16 protein-coding genes and 1 pseudogene are annotated in these 19,061 nt (G+C 46.2%); 11 read left to right on the top strand and 6 right to left on the bottom strand.

Annotated features, from left to right (window positions below):
* Positions 1 to 4 precede the first annotated feature (4 nt).
* The gene (locus Q0218_RS10810; protein ID WP_297969491.1) at positions 5 to 574 is read right to left on the bottom strand and encodes an alpha/beta hydrolase; all 570 of its coding nucleotides are present in this window, start codon (positions 572 to 574) and stop codon (positions 5 to 7) included.
* Positions 575 to 873: 299 nt separating this feature from the next.
* On the opposite strand from Q0218_RS10810, the pseudogene phsA reads away from it, so the two are divergent.
* The 5 genes and pseudogenes from phsA to Q0218_RS10780 all read left to right on the top strand — a co-directional run bounded on the left by phsA (position 874) and on the right by Q0218_RS10780 (position 6,608).
* Positions 874 to 3,163: pseudogene (phsA, locus tag Q0218_RS10800) on the top strand (thiosulfate reductase PhsA).
* 10 nt (positions 3,164 to 3,173) lie between these two features.
* Positions 3,174 to 3,743, top strand: a complete 570-nt coding sequence (locus Q0218_RS10795) for a 4Fe-4S dicluster domain-containing protein (protein ID WP_002953627.1) — start codon at positions 3,174 to 3,176, stop codon at positions 3,741 to 3,743.
* The gene (gene nrfD / locus Q0218_RS10790) at positions 3,736 to 4,707 is read left to right on the top strand and encodes an NrfD/PsrC family molybdoenzyme membrane anchor subunit (RefSeq protein WP_297969486.1); all 972 of its coding nucleotides are present in this window, start codon (positions 3,736 to 3,738) and stop codon (positions 4,705 to 4,707) included. The genes Q0218_RS10795 and nrfD overlap by 8 nt, the downstream gene beginning before the upstream one ends.
* A gap of 124 nt (positions 4,708 to 4,831) precedes the next feature.
* Positions 4,832 to 5,500: a response regulator transcription factor gene (locus Q0218_RS10785; RefSeq protein WP_297969484.1), complete on the top strand. Its 669-nt coding sequence runs from the start codon at positions 4,832 to 4,834 to the stop codon at positions 5,498 to 5,500.
* Positions 5,484 to 6,608, top strand: a complete 1,125-nt coding sequence (locus Q0218_RS10780; protein ID WP_297969482.1) for a HAMP domain-containing sensor histidine kinase — start codon at positions 5,484 to 5,486, stop codon at positions 6,606 to 6,608. Before Q0218_RS10785 ends, Q0218_RS10780 begins: the two co-directional genes overlap by 17 nt.
* On the opposite strand, the gene Q0218_RS10775 is transcribed toward Q0218_RS10780, so the two are convergent.
* Positions 6,605 to 7,456: a cache domain-containing protein gene (locus Q0218_RS10775; RefSeq protein WP_297969480.1), complete on the bottom strand. Its 852-nt coding sequence runs from the start codon at positions 7,454 to 7,456 to the stop codon at positions 6,605 to 6,607. The genes Q0218_RS10780 and Q0218_RS10775 overlap by 4 nt on opposite strands.
* Entirely contained in the window at positions 7,449 to 7,820 is a 372-nt protein-coding gene (locus Q0218_RS10770; RefSeq protein ID WP_297969478.1) for an HIT family protein, read from the bottom strand. Before Q0218_RS10770 ends, Q0218_RS10775 begins: the two co-directional genes overlap by 8 nt.
* Before the next feature lie 130 nt (positions 7,821 to 7,950).
* On the opposite strand from Q0218_RS10770, the gene Q0218_RS10765 reads away from it, so the two are divergent.
* Positions 7,951 to 8,787, top strand: a complete 837-nt coding sequence (locus Q0218_RS10765) for a tetratricopeptide repeat protein (RefSeq protein WP_297969476.1) — start codon at positions 7,951 to 7,953, stop codon at positions 8,785 to 8,787.
* Positions 8,788 to 9,076: 289 nt separating this feature from the next.
* Here Q0218_RS10765 and Q0218_RS10760 read toward each other — a convergent pair whose 3' ends face one another.
* The 3 genes from Q0218_RS10760 to Q0218_RS10750 form a co-directional block, all read right to left on the bottom strand.
* Complete coding sequence (locus Q0218_RS10760; RefSeq protein ID WP_297969474.1) at positions 9,077 to 10,135, bottom strand: hypothetical protein; 1,059 nt, start codon at positions 10,133 to 10,135, stop codon at positions 9,077 to 9,079.
* Between the two features lie 102 nt (positions 10,136 to 10,237).
* Complete coding sequence (glmS, locus tag Q0218_RS10755; protein WP_297969473.1) at positions 10,238 to 12,073, bottom strand: glutamine--fructose-6-phosphate transaminase (isomerizing); 1,836 nt, start codon at positions 12,071 to 12,073, stop codon at positions 10,238 to 10,240.
* Between the two features lie 2 nt (positions 12,074 to 12,075).
* Positions 12,076 to 14,532, bottom strand: a complete 2,457-nt coding sequence (locus Q0218_RS10750; protein WP_297969471.1) for an HD domain-containing protein — start codon at positions 14,530 to 14,532, stop codon at positions 12,076 to 12,078.
* A 111-nt stretch (positions 14,533 to 14,643) separates the two neighbouring features.
* Here Q0218_RS10750 and mqnE point away from each other — a divergent pair, with 111 nt between their 5' ends.
* The 5 genes from mqnE to Q0218_RS10725 form a co-directional block, all read left to right on the top strand.
* Entirely contained in the window at positions 14,644 to 15,714 is a 1,071-nt protein-coding gene (mqnE, locus tag Q0218_RS10745; protein WP_297969469.1) for an aminofutalosine synthase MqnE, read from the top strand.
* 10 nt (positions 15,715 to 15,724) lie between these two features.
* Complete coding sequence (locus Q0218_RS10740) at positions 15,725 to 17,017, top strand: NCS2 family permease (protein WP_297969467.1); 1,293 nt, start codon at positions 15,725 to 15,727, stop codon at positions 17,015 to 17,017.
* A 9-nt stretch (positions 17,018 to 17,026) separates the two neighbouring features.
* Positions 17,027 to 17,467: a phosphoribosyltransferase family protein gene (locus Q0218_RS10735; protein ID WP_297969465.1), complete on the top strand. Its 441-nt coding sequence runs from the start codon at positions 17,027 to 17,029 to the stop codon at positions 17,465 to 17,467.
* Positions 17,434 to 18,678, top strand: a complete 1,245-nt coding sequence (locus tag Q0218_RS10730; protein WP_297969463.1) for a hypothetical protein — start codon at positions 17,434 to 17,436, stop codon at positions 18,676 to 18,678. Before Q0218_RS10735 ends, Q0218_RS10730 begins: the two co-directional genes overlap by 34 nt.
* A gap of 14 nt (positions 18,679 to 18,692) precedes the next feature.
* A partial coding sequence (locus Q0218_RS10725) for a prepilin-type N-terminal cleavage/methylation domain-containing protein (RefSeq protein WP_297969461.1) occupies positions 18,693 to 19,061 on the top strand: 369 nt, incomplete at its 3' end.

Raw genomic sequence — 19,061 nt, 5'->3', positions numbered from 1 at the left:
ACTTTCAATCGCCTGTTTTCGGTAAAGCCGTATCCGTAAATAAATTTAGCATAAACTCAAATTCGCTAAAGCCGTCCGCGCCCAAAAAGTGTCCGCCATTTTCAAAGATATCTGGCGTTACGCCTAAATTTCGTGCGACCTTTAGGCTAAGCTCGCAAGGCACGATATAGTCGTCTTTTGCGGCTATTACTTTTATAAAATTCGTCGCCGATTTTATCTTTTCGTAGTCGATTTTGGGCTCGCAAAACTCATCTAAAATCGCAAATTCCTTAATCGGCTCGTCAAACGGCGAGATGAGAACCAGACCGCCCAATTTGGGCAAATTTGCAAAACCGCTAAGAAAATTTAGGCTAGTTATCGTACCCAGGCTGTGCGCGATGATGAATGAATTTTCGCCTAAATTTACGTTTTGCTTCATCGTTTCTAGCCACTGGTTTAGCTTTGGCGTTTGCGGGTTTGGCATCTTTAAAATTTCCACCTCGGCAAGGCCGCGCATCTTTTCTTTAAACCAAGAAAACCAGTGGCTTTGCGGCGAGGCGTCGTAGCCGTGAATTATATAAATTTGCTTTTTCATTAATTTTGCCTTTTTAAAAAAATACGCGAATTATATACAAATAAAATTAAAATAATTTTTGGCAAAAATCGCAAGAGTTATTTTTAAATTATAAATTTAAGCAAACGGCAGCTCAAATATCATCATCTGTTAAAATTTGATATTTGTAAATTCGGCAAATTTGAAGTTAAATTTAAATTATTTCCCTAAAAAACGGATATTGGTTATCAATTAAAATTTATATTGATATAAATATTTTACGTATAATTTACATTGATTATTTAAGATTTCATCAAATTTATTTCAAAAAGGGAGAAAAAATGGATACTTCGAGGCGAAATTTCTTAAAAGCGTCCACCGCCACGGGCTTGCTTGCGATGACGTATGCGCCGGGCACCCTGGGCGCAGTCGGCGCTAAAGCGCTAGAAGGCGGCGACAGAAGCGTATTTAGTTTTTGCGAGATGTGCTCTTCTCGCTGTCCTATCGAGGCCAAGGTCGTAGACGGCAAAACCGTCTTCATCCAAGGCAACGGCAAGGTAAGCGGCACGGCGACTTCCGTGTGCGCAAGGGGGCGGCAGCGGGCACAATCAGCTCTATGATCCGCAGCGCATCGTAAAACCGCTCATCAGAGTAGGCGAACGCGGCGAAAACAAATGGCGCGAAGCAAGCTGGGATGAAGCGCTTGATCTTGTGGCTAAGAAAATGCTAGAAATCAAGGAAAAATACGCTCCCGAGAGCTTCGTATTTACGGCAAAATCAAGCCAAACGCACAAGCTAATGACGACCTTTGCCAGCGCATACGGCTCACCTAATTGCTTCTCGCACCTGTCCTGTTGTCCCGTGACCTATCAGATGGTTTGTACGCATATGTATGGAGATGCGAAGCTAAAAAGGGACTTCGCCAACGCAAAATACGTCGTAAATTTCGGGCACAATCTCTTTGAAGGCATCGTCATCGCCGACGCTAAAAAGCTGGCTAAGATGGCTGCTAAAGAAGATACGAAGCTGTTAGTTTTAGATCCACGCTTTAGCGTCGTGGCCTCAAAAGCCGACGAGTGGCTACCGGTAAAACCCGGCACCGATCTGGCCTTTGTTTTGGCGCTCATTCACACGTGGATCAAAAACGACACCTACGATAAAGAATTTATAGAGAAATTTACGATAGGCTTTGATAAAGTCGTAGAAGCGACCAAAGACACAACTCCGCAGTGGCAAGAAAAGATCACGGGCATCCCCGCTAAAACCGTCGAGCGCATCGCTGGCGAAATCTGGAAAGCCGCACCTAAAGTCATCATCGACTTCGGTCACAACACCACTACGACTAGAGCCGAATACATCCGCACTAGAGCTATAATGACCGCAAACGCGATGATGGGCAACTGGGAGAAAAAGGGTGGAATTTTCGGCGGCAAAAAGGCTAAGCTATATAATACTTTAGCAGGCGAAGAGCTGATCCCCGAGATCGCGAACCCGGACGCCGCGATAAAAGTACCAAAAACTCCTAGGATAGACGGCGCCGGCGAGGACGGGGTAAATAAATTCGTCGGCAGGAGTCACGGCGTTTTGATGCAAATTCCGCAAGCTATACTAAGCGAAAAGCCTTATCCCGTAAAAGGCTGGTTTAGCATAAGATTTAATCACCCTATAAACGTCGCAGGTACGCAAACTACGATAGAAAGCCTTAAAAAGCTTGACTTTATCGTGTGCTCGGATATTTATATGAGCGATTTTGCGATATGGGCGGACGTGATACTGCCTGAGAGCACCTATCTGGAGCGCGACGAAGGTATCGAGGATAAATCAGGACTAAAACCAGCGTATATGATAAGAAATAAGGTCGTAGATCCTATCGGCGACACCAAAAACGGCTACGATATCTTTAGGGAGTTAGCCCGCAGGATGAAAATAGACGAGCTATATACTTCAAATACGATGGACGAGTGGCGAATGCGGCAGGTAAAGGGAAACGCCGAGCTTTTGGCAAAGCTGGTTAAAGACGGCTACGTCACGTGGAAGGTACCGGGGATTTTGTTTAGAGAAAAAGATAGCGTAAAAGAATTTACTAAAAAATTTCCTAGCGCGGCGCAGTTTGTGGGCGAAGACGGGCTGATGGAGTCGCAGGTCAAATTTAAAACCGATAGCGGCAAAATAGAGCTTTTTAGCGAAAAAGTCGAAAAGCAGTTTCCCGGATACGGCTGCTTAAACGCCGAGGGCATGGACGTATTTTTCGGCGAGGAGCTTTGTCTAATGAGTGGCAAAACGCCGATACACACCAACGGCCACACTCAAAACGTCGAATTTTTAAACGACCTGATGAGTAGCGCGCCCGTTTGGATACATCCCAATACCGCGAAAAAATACGGGCTAAAAGACGGCGATAAGATAATTCTTCAAAGCAAAACCGCGAAGGAAAAGGCAAACGTGATGCTTACCGAGGGCATAAGAGAAGATACGCTTTTCGTCTATCACGGCTTTGGACACGTGAGCGCCGGACTAAAGCGCACGAACGGCGCGGGAACTAATCAAAGCAAGCTGCTAGATCCTACCGTGATCGGTCCCGTCGCCTCTACGATGGTGCGAAACGTCGGCGTCAAGATAATAAAAGCGTAAAGGAAAAAAGATGAAAAAAGCGTATAGAATGATACATGACGAAAACCTCTGCATAGGCTGCCAAGCGTGCTCGGTGGCTTGCAGGAGCGAAAACGAAGTGCCTAGAGGCGTTTTTAGACTTCAAGTCCATTCGCAGATAAAGGGCAAATTTCCAAATTTAAAAACCGACTTTAGCAGACATAGCTGCGTGATGTGCGAGGACGCTCCGTGCGTGACTGTTTGCCCTACGGGAGCTAGCTTTCAGACGGCAGAGGGCATAGTACTCCTAGATCACTCTACCTGCGTATCTTGCAAATACTGCATCCTGGCCTGTCCTTACGACGCTCGCTACGTCGAGCCGAAAACCGGCGAGATAGGCAAGTGTACGTTTTGCTTTGAAACTAGAGTGAGCATTGGCGAGCAGCCTGCGTGCGTGACCGTTTGTCCGACCGATGCTTTGGCATTTGGCGATATAAACGATCCAAACAGCGAAGTAAGTAAAATTTTAAATACCAAAGCTCACTACTATCCTAAAGCCGAGCTTAAAACCAAACCCAAGCTTGCTATGATAGCTAACCGCAAAGGAGGAAGCCATGAATAATATGTGGGGAAGCGTAGCGCAATATAATGAAATTTACTGGCCGTGGCCGATAGCGGTTTATCTATTTTTGGCGGGTTTGTCCGCAGGCGCGATGATGGTTGCATTGCTTGTTAAGTGGAACTACCACAAAAAACAAGACGGCAGCATCTGGGACGCAATGGTAAAGGCAGGCGCTCTAGTGGCTCCTATAACGATCACCGTGGGCCTTGCGCTTTTGGTGCTTGACCTTGGCAAACCGCTTAGTTTTTACTGGATTTTGATTAAGTATAACTTCGGTTCGGTTATGTCTATCGGCGTTGCGTTATTGCTGCTTTATACGCCGCTAGCTTATCTTTTTGCGGTGATTATTTTCGAAGAAGAGATAGAAAAGTATAAAATTCTAGCGATTTTACGTCCTATTTCTAGGTTGATTCGCTCTTTTGCGCCTCTTTCAAAGATAGTCGAGACGGCGCTTTTCGGTCTTGCTATCGGCGTAGGTATATATACGGGCTTTTTGCTTAGCGCGATTACGAAGCTTCCGCTTTGGAACACGCCGATTCTGCCGATTTTGTTCCTAACATCAGGCTTTAGCTCAGGCGTAGCGACAAACATCCTAGTCGGCCTTTTGTGCTTCAAACACCTTCTTAACGAAGACAACGTGAAGTATCTTTTGGTTATGGACTTGCGCGCCGTACTTTTTGAGATACCGCTTATCGCGATACTATTTTTGGGACTATATTTCGAGGGGGGAGCTAGCGCGGTTGCCGCAAAACAAGCTCTAAGCACGGGACAATACGCGCTGATCTTTTGGATAGGCGTCGTTGGCATTGGACTTTTAACGCCTATCACCATAGCGCTAACGGCTCTAAAAAATCATGCTTATAGAGTAGGCTACATCATAGCAAACTCTCTTGTGGTTATCTGCGGCGTCGTGATGCTAAGATACTATATAGTTTATGCCGGTCAAGTTTTCACGGGCGCGTGAAATTTAGACTAAACTATACGCATTAGGCTCGGTAAACTCGCCGAGCCTTTTTAAATTCAGACGATCCAAAATCATTTTTAGCTATCATCTCCCTTAAAATATTGCGATAAAATTCGGAGAATTTATGAAAATTTTACTGCTTGAGGACGACTTCGTATATCGTGAGAGCGTCAGCGAATACCTAGAAAGTCTTGGCTACGAGGTCGATGAGGCCGCCGACGGCAAAGTCGCCTGCGATAAGATAGCGGTGGGCTTTTATCACCTGCTGATCCTTGATATCAAGGTCCCGCATATCAGCGGACACGAGGTGATAAAATACGCCAAAGATATCGGCTGTGAAACGCCTATAATGATAATGACCTCGCTCGTGGATATAGACGATATGGCGGTCGGATACGAGCTGGGCTGTAACGAGTACCTAAAAAAGCCCTTTGAGCTGGCCGAGCTCAAATTTAGAGTAAACGAGCTAATGCGAAAATATCACGGCAGAGACGATAAAAACTTGATCGCGATCGATGAAAACTTTAGCCTCGATACGGCTAAAAAGCGGCTCAAATTTAAAGGCGAAGCGGTTGAGCTAAGTACGAGAGAATTTGCTATCATCGAGTGTTTGCTATTTCATAAAAACAGCTTCGTAGGCATCGAGCGGCTGCGCGCCGAGGTATGGAACGACAAGGAAATAGACCCCGCCGACGTGCGCATGCACATACTAAAAATCCGTCAAAAAACGACCCCGGAGTTTATAAAATCATCGCGCGGACTAGGCTATAAGATAGATGTTTCAAAATCTTAAAATCCCTATTTTAGCCACTTTTATCATCATGGCTTTGTTTATATTTCAAAGCTACGAGATCATAAATTTAAGCTCCAAAGACGAATACTCGAAAAATATGTTCGAGCTGCTAGAATACGAGGGCAAAATCCGCAAAGCGCTCGATAAAAACGAGACTTTGCCTATTTCGCTTACCTATAGATACGGCGTTTTTGATCTCAAAGAAAAGCAAGTCGTCTCAAATTTAGACGCGCGACCGAGTGATTTAAAATTTATCACCCGCCAAGAAAACGGCCATCTTTTTTACAAAACCTATTTTCGCGCGGACGGCGAGTTTTATTATCTGGTGCTAGCCAAAAAGCAAAACGCGGCTAGGATTTTATTCGTCGCGGCTCTAACTCTTGCCTTTGCGCTAGTGGTCGTATTTTTCGCACTTTATCTGTCGTTTGTTAGCGGCATAAAGCCCTATAAAGACGCTAAAAAATATATGAATAACTTTTTTAACGACGCGATGCACGAGCTAAAAACGCCGCTGGGAGTCATCGGTATAAACCTTGAGATGCTGGGCCTTGATAACAAATACGTCACTCGCATGCGCTCGGCCCTAAAGCAAATGCAAGTCACCTACGAGGATACCGAGTACTACATCAAGCGCGGGTATATTTTATTTCCGCCGGAGATTTTAAATTTGAGCGAATTTAGCCTCGAGCGAGCGCGGTATATGCGCGGTATCGCTATGGCGAAAAATATCAAAATTTACGACTTCGTCGAGCCGAATTTGCAAATTTTCATGAGCAAGATAGAGGCGGGCAGACTGATCGATAACAACCTAAGCAATGCTGTAAAATACAGCCGCGAGGGAGGAATAATAAATTTACGTCTCTTTGAAAAAAGCGGCAAAATCGTGCTCGTAGTTGAGGATGAGGGCGAAGGCATAAAAGACACGAGTAAAATTTGGAAACGCTACGTCAGAGACGAAGGCGTGCAGGGTGGCTTTGGGCTAGGGCTAAATATCGTGCAAAGCATCTGCGTTAAAAACGGCGTAGAGTACGGCGTTAAAAGCGAACTGGGCAAGGGCAGCGTCTTTACCTATAAATTTTCGCCATACTCAAAAAGCTTGCTTGACTAGTCAAACCAAACGCCCAGCTTTGCTAAATTTCGCTCCTTTGAGTCGGAGTTAAAATAAATCACGAAATATCCCACTCGCTCGCCCTTTGCGTCGTTCATCGGCTGTACGGTAAAGGCGTGCGAATCCGTCTGATAAAATCCTCCGCTTTTAAATTTGACATCCTTTAGCATCGGCAAGACGTTTAAATTTGCGTAGCTCTTATTTATGAAATGAAAGCCGTCGATGATGCCCTCGTCGCTGCCGTTTTGATACGGCGAGTCGGCGCTAGTGTCGAGCAGGACGAAAAGTCCGATTCCTTGCTGTGCAAAAAAGTCGCTCAAATGCTTAAAATCAAGTAGTACTTCGATACTGCCTAGCATCTTTTTATCCTCAAATATCGGTGCGACCGACCTAATGAAAACACCCGCGCGACCGACCTCGATGCCTGCGGCTACGCCGTTTTTAGCCTCGGCTAGTAGGTGGCGAAAGTTCGTTAGATCGTCGTTATACATCGGTATCCAGCTCCTAGCAAAGCTCCTCATTTCAGGCGTATGGATGTGTAATTTGGCGTTTTCGTAAATCGGCACCTTGCTTAGCGTTTTGGTAAATTCGCCAAGCGTCTCTAGGCACATCCGGCGGTCGTTTTGACTCATGCATTTTTTTACATGCTCGTTTTGCGCTAGTAGCGCAGCCACCGTCATCGCGGAGAGCTTTTCTTCTTCGATATTTTTATTTAAAATTTGCGTTTGAAAGTCGAGAAATTTTTTGATATTTTCCGTCTGCGTCTGCTCGTCCCAGCGCGCTTTATAAACCGCCAAAACGCCTGCTACTACGATGATCGCGAGCGTTAGAAGTATTTTTTTATTCACGTGTTTTGCCTAGCTCGTGCGCTAAAATTTGAGAAAACTCGGCAAAACCTGGCAAATTTAGCTCGCCCTCGCGCTGCTTTTTACCCCACATGGACTCCGGGAAAAAGCTATCGCTCTCAAACCTCGCCATCACGTGAAAATGCACGCGCGGCACGTAGTTTGCAAAGCTTGCGATGTTTATTTTCTTGGGATTATAAAATTTTCTCATTGCTTTTTCGGCCGTCAAAACCGCTTCAAAAAGCCTTTTTTGCGTCGCTTCGTCGCAGTCTGTTAGCTCCTTAAACGGCGTTTTGGTAAAAATTTTTACCCACGGGATTTCGCTCGTTTCTCGTTCGACGAAAATCAGCTCGTCTTCAAAAATCATTTTACGCTCCTTTTTGATAGCGATTTTAGCTAAATTTGAATTTTAATCTTTTTAAATTTATACTTCGGACATTTTGGTTTCGGCGCTTTACGGCGGTAAATTTATAAAATTTGAAAGGAAATTTGAGCTTATGAAACGTTTTATTTCGCTCATATTTTTTGCGGCGCTGGCTTTTGGCGGCGAGCTAGCCGATCTGCGCGATGAGTGCGAGAAGGGAAACAAGGAGGTTTGCAAGAGTTTGTCAAACGCGATTAAAAATTTAGAACTTGCCTGCGAAAAAGGCGGCGAGAAAAACGCGATGGCGTGCGCTGGACTTGGCTATTTTTACGAATTTGACAAAGAATTTACAAAAGCCGTTGCGCGCTACGAAAAGGCCTGCGAGCTAGGCGCGGACAAAGCCTGCGTGTATCTAGGCCTACTTTATCAAAACGGACAAGGTGCGGCGCAAGATCACAAAAAGGCAAACGAGCTGTTTACTAAAGCCTGCGAAAAGGACGTGGCCGAGGGGTGCGCGAGTCTGGCGTATAGCTACGGCAAGGGGCTCGGCGTCTACCCGGACGGCAAAAAGACGAATGAGCTGTTTAGCAAAGCCTGCGAACTGGGCGAGGAAACGGCGTGCTACAATCTTGGCTTAAGCTACGCGATGGGCGACGGCGTGCAAAAGGACGCGGCAAAGGCGGCGCAGATATTTGCGGCCTCTTGCGAACGCGGACACGTAGGCTCTTGCGCCGATCTTGGAGTTTGCTATTTTAAGGGCGAGGGCGTAGCGCTGGACTACGCGAAGGCGGCGGAGCTTTTTTACAAAGCTTGCAAGCTCGGCGACGCTCTGGCTTGCTCGAATTTAGGCTTTGCTTATGAAAAGGGGCAGGGCGTCGAAAAAGATAGAAAATTCGCGAAAGGATTTTACGAGCGAGGTTGCAAACTCGGAGAATTTAACGCATGCCAATATCTAAAAAATTTGCGTTGAGGCAAGTGAGCAAACAAACCTTGTCGTTTTAATAGGCATTGAGGCTGTTTAAATTTGAAAATTGCGCACGGCATAGCAGGCAACTAGAGCAGGGCATGGCGCAAAAGCTCATCTAAAGCCCGCACCGCTCGTGTGCCGATTTATGCTTGCCGTGCTGCCATTTTGATGATAAGCTGACTTAAGTAAGAAAATAGCCTGCTACAACTGATAGCAAAAGTAAAATTTGGCACCAAGATTAAAATAGCGTGGGCGCACAAATCCAAAATAAATTTGACGCTCGCAGCTAAATTCATCTTTTAAAGTCATGGATTTCGATATTTGCGCCGTATTTTTTGCAAAGCTCGCTTACCTTTTCTTTAAGCCTTTCCTCGTCATAGCAGATGAGATCGATGTATGCGTGCCTCTGTCCCGTGGCTCCGCCGATGATTTCCAAAAACGAGCCGCAGCTATCCAGCTCATCGTCCTCGATTTTATTTCGCAGATCAAAGCCCGCCTGCGCGTCGCCGCCGTTATCAATGCTAAGAAAGCAAAATTTGATACCGAGCTCGAAGGCTTCATCATAGATGTCGCGCTCGCCGTTTAGGTATTGATTTACGATGTCGGTTAGGCAGGTGGTGCCTACGATCACGTCCTCGCGCACTTCGCTTCCGCGCGGCTCCATCACGTAGCTGGAAAAATTCTTCAGCGGTTCGCACGCGGCTTTTTCGCCGAATTTCTCATCGATCAGATCGGCGAAATCGCTTAGCGGCACGCCGTTTTCTTCAGGTTCGGCCAGCACCTCAAGCTCGCCTAGCGTATTTATGACCGCCGTTTCGCCGATCATATTGTCAAGCAGGATAAAACTAAGATTATAGGCCTTGCCCTCGTCCTGCGCGAGCAGAGCCGCTAGGTTTTCGTTGTAGATTTTAATATCCACGTCGCTTTCGTTAAACTGCGCGTAGATCATCGACTCCTCGGCGTTTACGCTCGTGTCATACATCTCGATCCCGCCGATACCTCGCGGCGCACGCGGCTTTCCGAGCGTGCAGAGCATTCTCCCCTCAAGCTGTTTTGGCATAGCGTTTTTGATAAAGCTTAGCCAAAATAATCGGTGCCTCATGCCCTCGGGAGTTAGCACTAGATCGAGCTTATCGCCCGCAAGCCCCGTCATAAAATAGGGCTCGGCAAGGCAGATACGAAGCTTCTCATCGGTCTTTTGCATCGCCTTTTCAAACTCTTTTGCTGCCAAATCAGCCTTGATCTCGTCTACCATGCCGCTAAATTCCGCCCAAAATTTATCCACTCTGCCTGCAAAAGTACTCGGCTCCTGCGCCTTTTTGGCCTTTTTATCAAAATCAAACAGGCTCATATTTTCTCCTTAAACGAGACACTGAAAGTAGCGCCCAAAATATCGCATTTCTCGCAAATTTGCGCGCATATGCCCCCGCTCGTCAAATTTCGCCTACTAAATTTACTCTACCGTCACGCTTTTAGCGAGATTTCGCGGCATATCTACGTCGTTGCCAAGGCGTACGGCGATCTCCAGCGCAAAAAGCTGCAGGATGATCATCATCTCGAAAAACTCGCTCATCGGGTGAGCTTGCTTGCTTGTTTTGATAAAATCGTCGCTAAGCTCGAACTCCTCGGGGCTGATAGCAAGTATATAGGCGTCGCGGGCGGCGAGCTCCTCGACGTTGCTTTTGGTTTTTTCGTAGAGGACGGTTTGCGGCATCAGCGCGATCGTAAAGAGCCTCTCGTCGGCAAGCGCGATAGGACCGTGCTTCATCTCGCCCGCAGGGTAACCCTCGGCGTGCAGATAGGAGATCTCTTTGAGCTTTAGCGCGCCCTCGAGCGCAAGCGGATAAAATATATCGCGCCCGATAAAAAAGAAGCCGTGGCCGTGCAAATAGTGCTTGGCTAGGCGGCGGATACGCTCTTGCGGCTCTTTGCTGATATTTAAAATTTGCGGAACGTGCAGGAGTGCGGCGATCTCGTTTTTTAGCTCTTCTTTACTTATAGAGGCTTTAGCCTGCGCGATTTGAAGCGTTAGCATCCACAGCGTAACGACCTGCGTGGCGAAGGCTTTGGTGCTGGCTACGCCCTTTTCGATACCCGCGCGAGTTAGCAGCGTGTCGTCTGCCAGGCGCACGATCGAGGAGTTATCGACGTTGCAGATGGCTAGCGTTTTTAGCCCCGCTTGCTTGGCGATTTTTAGCGCTTCTAGGGTGTCGGCCGTCTCGCCGCTTTGCGAGATTACGATAAAAAGGGCGTTTTTGTTTAGCTTTGGGCGTCTATAACGAAATTCGCTCGCGATCTCGACCTTGGCTCTAGCGTCTGCTAGTCGCTCGAAAAGGTAGCTAGACGTAAGGGCCGCATGATAGCTAGTGCCGCACGCGCAAATCACGATATCATCGATATTTTGCAGGTACTCGTTCGTTAAATTTTCAAGACCTACCGCATCCTCTTTGACGCGTCCCATTAGCGTTTCTGAGACTACCGCGCTTTGTTCGTAAATTTCTTTTTCCATGAAAAAGCGGTAACCCTCTTTTTGCGCGTAGCTTTTATCGGCAGGCAGAGCTGCAAAGCTTGGGCTTAGTTTTTTTGCGTCTTTAAAAACAGCGATCTCGTCCAGGCTTACAAATCCGTAGCTTTTGTCGTCTAGGTAGCACACCTCTTTGGCCAGGCCGATTAGCGGGGCGTCCGAGGAAGCGAAAAATACCTCTTTTTCGTCGCTTTTGCCGATAGCTAGCGGCGCAGCGTCTTTGGCGAAGAAAATTTTGCCCGGAGCCGTTTTAGTGATAAGCAGCGTCGCGTATGCTCCGTGCAGGCGCGCGACCGTGGCTTCGTATGCTTTAAATGGCTCGCCGATAGTTTTTAAATTTTCCTCAAAAAGATGCACGATAACCTCGGTGTCGGTTTGGCTGAGGAAGTTAACGCCCTTTGCCTCAAGCTCCTCTTTTAGCTCTTTGTAGTTTTCGATGATGCCGTTATGAACGACGAAAGAGTGCTCGCCCAGGTGCGGGTGAGCGTTGATCTCGGTAGGTTTGCCGTGCGTAGCCCAGCGCGTGTGTCCGATCGCGACGCCCTCGCCGCTAGAGCTAAAGCCCTCTGATTTTTTGGCTAAATTTTCAAGCTTGCCGATGGCTTTAAAAAAGGCGATTTTTTGCGCGCATTTGTCGCAACCGCCCTCTAGGCTCATCACCGCCATGCCTGCGCTATCGTAGCCGCGGTACTCAAGCTCTTTTAATCCGTTTAAAATAAACTCTCTTTTTTCTCTATTGCCGACGTAACCGACGATTCCGCACATGTTTACTCGCTTTCTAATAATTTTAAAATTTCGCCCAAATCCACGCCCTCGCGCTTTTCTATAAGCAGCAAATTTCGCGTCCTGTTTTTTACGGTTTGGATTCTAGCGTTGGCTATTTTTACATCAAATTCCTTAAAAACTCCCAATACGTAAGCCATCAGCCCGCGCTGATCTTTCGCGTTTATGCCAAGCTTCGCGTACTCTTGCGAGTGGTTCGGGTCGAAATTTAGCTCGCCTTTTAGTATGATCGGGCGATTTATCTGCGCCGAGGCGCCGCTTTTTAGCGAGATCTCGATGAGGTTTTTTAGGGTTTCTAGCTCGCTTGATTTTACGTTTTTGTTAAACTCCAGCTTGACGTAAAATTTACCGTCAAATAGCTCGAAAATCTCCATAAATCCAAGATCAAGGTGCGCCAAAGACGAGAGCAAAACCGCTAAATTTGGGTAGTTTTGCGCGTAAATTTCTATGCTTAGGCTTTGGTGATTTTGTACCTGTATGCTTAGTTTATCTGCGTTTTGCGCGGTTTGAGCGATACTGATGATGCCGTCAGGCTGGTATTTGGCGAAGAGTAAATTTGATCTGATGGCGAAGATTTTTTCTTTCAAATTTTCGTTTAAAGCCGCAAATTTAGCGTTTCGCCTGATGCTAAGCTCCTTTTTTACGCGTCTTGCGGCTTCATCGAGCAGGTTTTCATCCTCGAAGCTTTGCAGGCAAATGCCGTAAAGCTCGCGCAAAAGCCGTGCCAAATAGGGCGTATAGAGCTTTTCATCCGTCGCGTTTATCACGCAGTAGGCGACGATGTAGGCGAGCTTTAGGGTTTGCGGATCGCCAAGCTTCGAGATAAAGCTAAAAATCGTGCGCTGATCGTAGATGTCCTCGCGGTTTGCCACGTCATTCATCAGCGTGTGGTAGCGCACGAGCGTAACGCCGATGTTTACGGCCTTTGCGCTCAAATTTAGCTTGCTAGCGTAGGCGCGGAAAATATTTGAGCCCACGACCGAGTGATCGCCGCCTAGACCCTTGCCCGCGTCATGCAGCAGCAAGGCTAGCTTTAGCAGCGTGCGCCCCTCGAGGCAGAGCTCGTCGTAAAGCGATTTTACGAATTTATCTTTGATATTTTCGGCAAATTTGACGCTTAAAACGCAGTGCTCGCCGACGCTAAATTTATGGTAGCCGTCAAATTCGGCCAAATTTACGGCGTGCTCGAGCGGCTTAACCAAAACGGGCAAAATCTCCGCGTCCAAAAGCGCTTTGATGATGCAGTGAGCGTGGTTTCGCATCAAAATTTTTCTAAAAAGCGTGAGCGAGTCCTCGGCGTCCTCTTTGCTGATTTGCGCGCGTTTTAGGTAAAAGATCGTCCCGACGTCAAATTTATACTCCGCATCGCCGAGGGCTAAAAGCTGCTTTAGCACGGCATTTAGAGGGCGAGGGCGGACGTGTAGCGGTACGTAAATCGTGTTTTCAAATCTATAAAATCCGTTTTTTAGCCGCGCGGCTCGTAGCTCGCTAAATTTAGCCCCGCTCGTAAATTTGCTCCTATAAAAGCTAGAAACCAGATAGCGTGAGAAAACGGCGACCGAGTGCATGCAGGAAAAGAGTTTTTGCGAGATGATGCTGCTGTTTTCTTGCGTTTTTTTGGACTTGGTTTGCATGAGCGCGGTGATCTCGTTTAGCTTGGCGGGATCGAAAACGTCGGAGCCTAGGGTTAAATTTTGCGCCGATTTTACGCAAAGGATAAAATCAGCCGCCAAATTTAGCACGCTAAGCTCCTTTTCGTCGATAAATTTTAGAGCCTGCGAGCGCATGCTGATCTCGTTTTCAAAGCCGTTTAGAGCGCAGTTTAGGTAGTAGATGTCGTTTGTGCCGCCAAGGTCGTTTTTAAGATCGGGCTCTTGCCTCATATTTGGGATCTCGTTAAAAGCGCCCAAATTTTTGGCGTAAAACTTAAGATTTTCCTGCGCGTTAAATTCGCGAGTTTTATAAATCTGTGACCGGGCGGCCTTATAAAGCGTCCTCGAGCCGCAGATATAGCGGATGCGGCTAAACGCGGCCTTTGCTTTGTGGTCGTTTTTGTGCGATTCGAAAATCTCGTCCAGCTCGCAAATTTTAATATTTAGTTTTAAATTTGATCCCTCCAGCGCGGCGACTAGCTTTTTTAGGATAAATTTGACGTTAAAACCGGCGTTTTCTTTAAAAACGAGTAAAACCTCTAAAACCGAGCTTGTGGAGATGAGGTTGTCGGCGTATTTTTCGGTAGCGATGACGCAAAACGGTATAAAATCGACGTCTGGGTTAAAGTCCGCGAAAATCTCGTCCAAAACCCGCGCGCATAGAGCTTTTATGAGCTCGTCGCTTTGCTTTGCGATGAAATTTGCAAAGCCCTTGCCTTGAAGCTTTTTTAGCTGCGAGGCCAAATTCGCGCCTCCTAAAACGCCGTTTAAATTTCCTTTTAAAGCCACTTTTTACCGCCGTCTTTTTGTGTAAATTTTATCCGATGATACTAAAATTTTGCAAAAACAAAGCTTTTTTAACATATAATCGCCGTTTAATATCTATTTTCGGAATAAAATTTGACAAATTTAATAGAAAAACTCCAAAGCGGCGAACGTCTGGACGCGGACGAATGCGTCGGCTTGTATGACCTAGACCTTTTTACGCTGGGTAAATTCGCAAACGCCAAACGGCGAAAACTGCACGGCAAAAAGGTATTTTTTAACGTAAATCGGCATATAAATCCGACCAATATCTGCGCGGACGTGTGTAAATTTTGCGCATTTTCGGCAAACCGCAAAAACCCAAATCCATACACGATGAGCCACGAGGAAATACTAAAAATCGTCGAAAAAAGCGTCGCCGGCGGTGCAAAAGAGATACATATCGTCTCGGCGCACAACCCTGATACATCATGGCAGTGGTATTTGGAAATTTTTAAAAAAATAAAAGAAAAATACCCGCAAATCCACGTCAAGGCGCTAACTGCCGCGGAGGTGGATTTCCTCTCGCGAAAACACGGCCTTAGCTATGAAGAAGTCGTAGGAAAGATGCTAGAATACGGCGTTGACTCGATGCCAGGCGGCGGAGCGGAGATCTTTGACGAAGAGGTTAGGCGTAAAATCTGCAAAGGTAAGGTAAGCTCCGAAAACTGGCTCAAAATCCACCGCCTTTGGCATGAAAAGGGCAGAGAAAGTAACGCTACGATGCTGTTTGGCCACGTAGAAAGCAGGCAAAACCGCATCGATCACATGCTGCGAATCCGCGATTTGCAGGATAAGACGGGCGGTTTTAACGCCTTTATCCCGCTAGTTTATCAGCGCGACAACAACTATCTAAAAGTAGAAAACTATCCCGGCTCGGCCGAAATTTTAAAGACCTTTGCGATCTCGCGCCTGGTGCTCGATAACGTCGCGCACATAAAGGCGTACTGGGCGACCTCGACGATAAATTTAGCCATGGTTGCGCAGGAATTCGGCGCTGACGATCTAGACGGCACGATAGAAAAAGAGAGCATCCAAAGCGCGGCCGGGGCGAAATCGGCAAGCGGTATGAGTCTTAGAAATTTTACCGATCTTATCCAGACCTCGGGCTTTGTCCCCGTCGAGCGAGATAGCTTGTATAACGAACTAAAAATTTACGATAACTAAGGGGGCGAAGTTGGATTTTTTTAAACTCAAGCAAAACGGCACTAGCGTAAAGACCGAATTTAGCGCGGGACTCACGACCTTTTTAACGATGATGTATATCGTGCCCGTAAATGCGATAATCATGAGCAAAACCGGCATGCCGATGGACGCGCTCATCACGGCTACGGCGCTTATCACCGTGATAGCTACCGTGCTAAACGGCATATGGGCGAACACGCCCGTGGCCATGAGCGTGGGAATGGGGCTAAACGCGTATTTTACCTTTGGCCTCGTGCTAGGTATGAAAATACCGTGGCAGACGGCTTTGGGAGTGGTTTTTGTTTCAGGCGTGATTTTTGTGGTTTTATCTTTTACGAATTTTAGAATCTGGGTCTTGAAATCTATCCCGGACGACGTCAGACGCTCGATAAGCGCAGGCATAGGCGCTTTTATCGCCTTCGTCGGACTTCAGCAAATGGGCGTAGTCGTAAATAATGACGCCGTGCTGGTCGGGCTTGGAAATTTAAAAGATCCAAACGTTATTTTGGGTTTTGTGGGACTGTTTTTCGTTATACTTTTTTGGGCGTGGAAGGTTAAGGGCGCTTTCATCATCGCGGTATTTACGACCTCGGTGATAGCTTGGGTTTTGGGTATCGCGCCGTATCCGGAGGAGTTTATCTCGCTACCGGCTTCGATATCGCCGATATTTTTAGAGCTTGATATCATGGGTGCATTATCTTTTGCTCTGCTTCCCGTGATCGTTACATTTTTCGTAACCGATCTTTTCGACTCTATCGGTACGCTAGCTGGCGTGGGAAATAGGGCGGGAATCTTTGACGAGAGCAATCAAAAAGGCGTCGAAAAACTAGAAAAAACCCTCGAAGCCGACGCGGTAGCTACGGTAGCCGGCTCGCTAGTAGGCGTTAGTACGACGACGTCGTTTGCCGAGAGCGCTAGCGGCGTAGAAGAGGGCGGCAAGACGGGACTAACGGCGGTATTTTGCGGACTATTTTTCGTGCTTACGATTTTTATGCTGCCGCTTTTTAAAGCCATCCCTTCAAACGCGATATATCCGATACTAGTGATGGTTGGCGTGCTGATGTTTAGCGAGCTTGGAAATATAAATTTTAAAGATCCGGCTATAGCCGTATCGACGTTTTTGATAGTTATTTTGATGCCGCTTACGTATTCGATCACGACGGGGCTTTCGTTTGGATTTATGGCGTATTTGCTGGTTCGTATCATGAGATGCGAGTGGGAGTACGTAAATATCGGAGTTGTCGTGCTTGCGCTTATTAGTTTCATAGTATTTTTAGTGCACTGAGGAGAAAACATGCTAAAGTATCCGTTTGAGGAATTTCATAAAGACGTAAAAATAATGGCGCGAGATATCAAAGAAAACTTCGAGCCCGAAGTAATTTTGGCGGTTGCCCGCGGCGGTCTTACTTTGGGGCATTTTTTAGCGAGCCTGCTAAATAACCGCAATCTTTTTACGCTAAACTCAATCCACTACGAAGAGACTAAAAAGCTCGATACTATCGATATCTTTAACGTCCCCGATCTATCTAAATTTAATAAAATTTTGATAGTGGACGATATGATAGATACGGGCGAGAGCATGATAGCTATCAAACAAGAGCTTTTTAAACGCTTCCCGCATATTAAGCTAAAGATCGCGACTATATTTTATAAACAAAAAGCGCTTTTACTGCCCGACTTTACGGTAAAAGAGGCGCACGAGTGGATAGAGTTTTTCTGGGAAGAGCAAATTTAAGCCCAAATTTTAGCATGCTACGCTCGGAAACGTTTTTACTTTTTATCATCTGCCTTATAGATTTTTGCTTTTTGTCGTATGCGATTAGCACGCTTAGCATTAGCTACTACGAGGCGGATGCGTTTTATAACTCGCCTAAAATTTCAGGCGTTTTGGCTAGATTTTCGGTCGAGGTTTTCGGGCAAAACGACTATGCTTTGCGACTTCCTTTCGTTATTTGCCACATTCTTAGCGTCGCATTGCTCTACAAGGTCTCAAAGCAAATTTTAAAACGCAAATTTGACCGAGTAGTAAGTGCGGTCGTTTTTATATTGCTTCCTGCGACGATGGCGTCGGCGATCTTGGTAAACGACGCCGGCATCATAATCGCGCTTTCGCTTTTAAGCATTTATCTTTATCAGCTACGCAAAATGCTAGCCTTTTACGCGCTTTTGTGCGTGTTGCCTTTTCTTAGCGGTGCATTTTTGGTTTATTTTTCGGCTATTTTTGCATTCGGCGTTTATAGGCGCGACGCTAAGATGGCGTGGAGCTCGGCGCTGCTTTTCGCGCTTTGTTTTTATCTTTACGGATTTAACTCCGGCGGCAAGCCTAGCGGCCATTTGCTTGATACCGTAAGCATCTTTGCCGCCGCGTTTTCGCCTTTTATTTTCGTTTATTTCGTATATGCTATGTATAGAATTTGGATAAAAGAGGCTAAAAATTTACTCTGGTTCGTTTGTATAACGGCTTTTTTGTTTTGCTTATTTTTATCGATCAGGCAGCGATTGGAGCTCGAAAACTACCTGCCTTTTTGCATTATTTCCGTGCCGATTTTGGTTCGGGTGTTTTTTAGCTCGTACCGCGTGAGACTACCGATGTTTAGACGAGGATATAAAATTTTAGCCTCTTTTGCGGTAGCTTCTTTGCTTGCCGGATTTTTGTTTGTGCTTTTTAACGAGACGCTTTACGGCGTATTAAAAGATCCGACTAAGCATTTTGTTTATAGATATCACGTGGCAAAAGAGCTTTCAAAAGAGCTAAAAAATAGGGGCATAGAAAAAATTTTTACGGATGATAAAAAGCTTGCTTTGAGACTTAAATTTTACGGCATAGACACGAGCGAGGATGCAGATTTACGCCTGCTAAATTTGAGCTTGAGTGATAATTATGATAATATTGCCGTTAACAAATTCGGCAAAAAGATTGCAAGATTTAAGTTAGAAGAAAGATAATTAGGGAAAAATGAATGAAAAAGGCCTTTACGATTTTAGAACTTGTCGTGGTAATAGTAGTAGTAGGAATAATAGCCGTTATGGCGCTACCGAGAATAAACGACGATCACATCGCCGAAGCTGCCGACCAAGTGATGTCTCATATACGATATACCCAGCATCTAGCGATGCAAGATAATAAATTTGATCCTACTGACGCCAATTGGTTTAAAAAGAGGTGGAGTATAGGTTTTACCAAAGCTTCATTTTGCGACGGCTCAAGCGAATGGAGATATAGCGTTTATAATGATAGAAGCGCTACCGGAAATTTAAATTCGGAAGATGAGGTAGCAAGAGACCCGTTGGAGCCGAATAAATTTATGAGCTCCGGATGGAGCGGTATT

It is taken from the genome of uncultured Campylobacter sp. (genome assembly GCF_938039245.1).
GTDB lineage: Bacteria > Campylobacterota > Campylobacteria > Campylobacterales > Campylobacteraceae > Campylobacter_A.
Note: the sequence above shows the minus strand (reverse complement) of the source record. Positions and strands in the feature narration are given on the sequence as shown.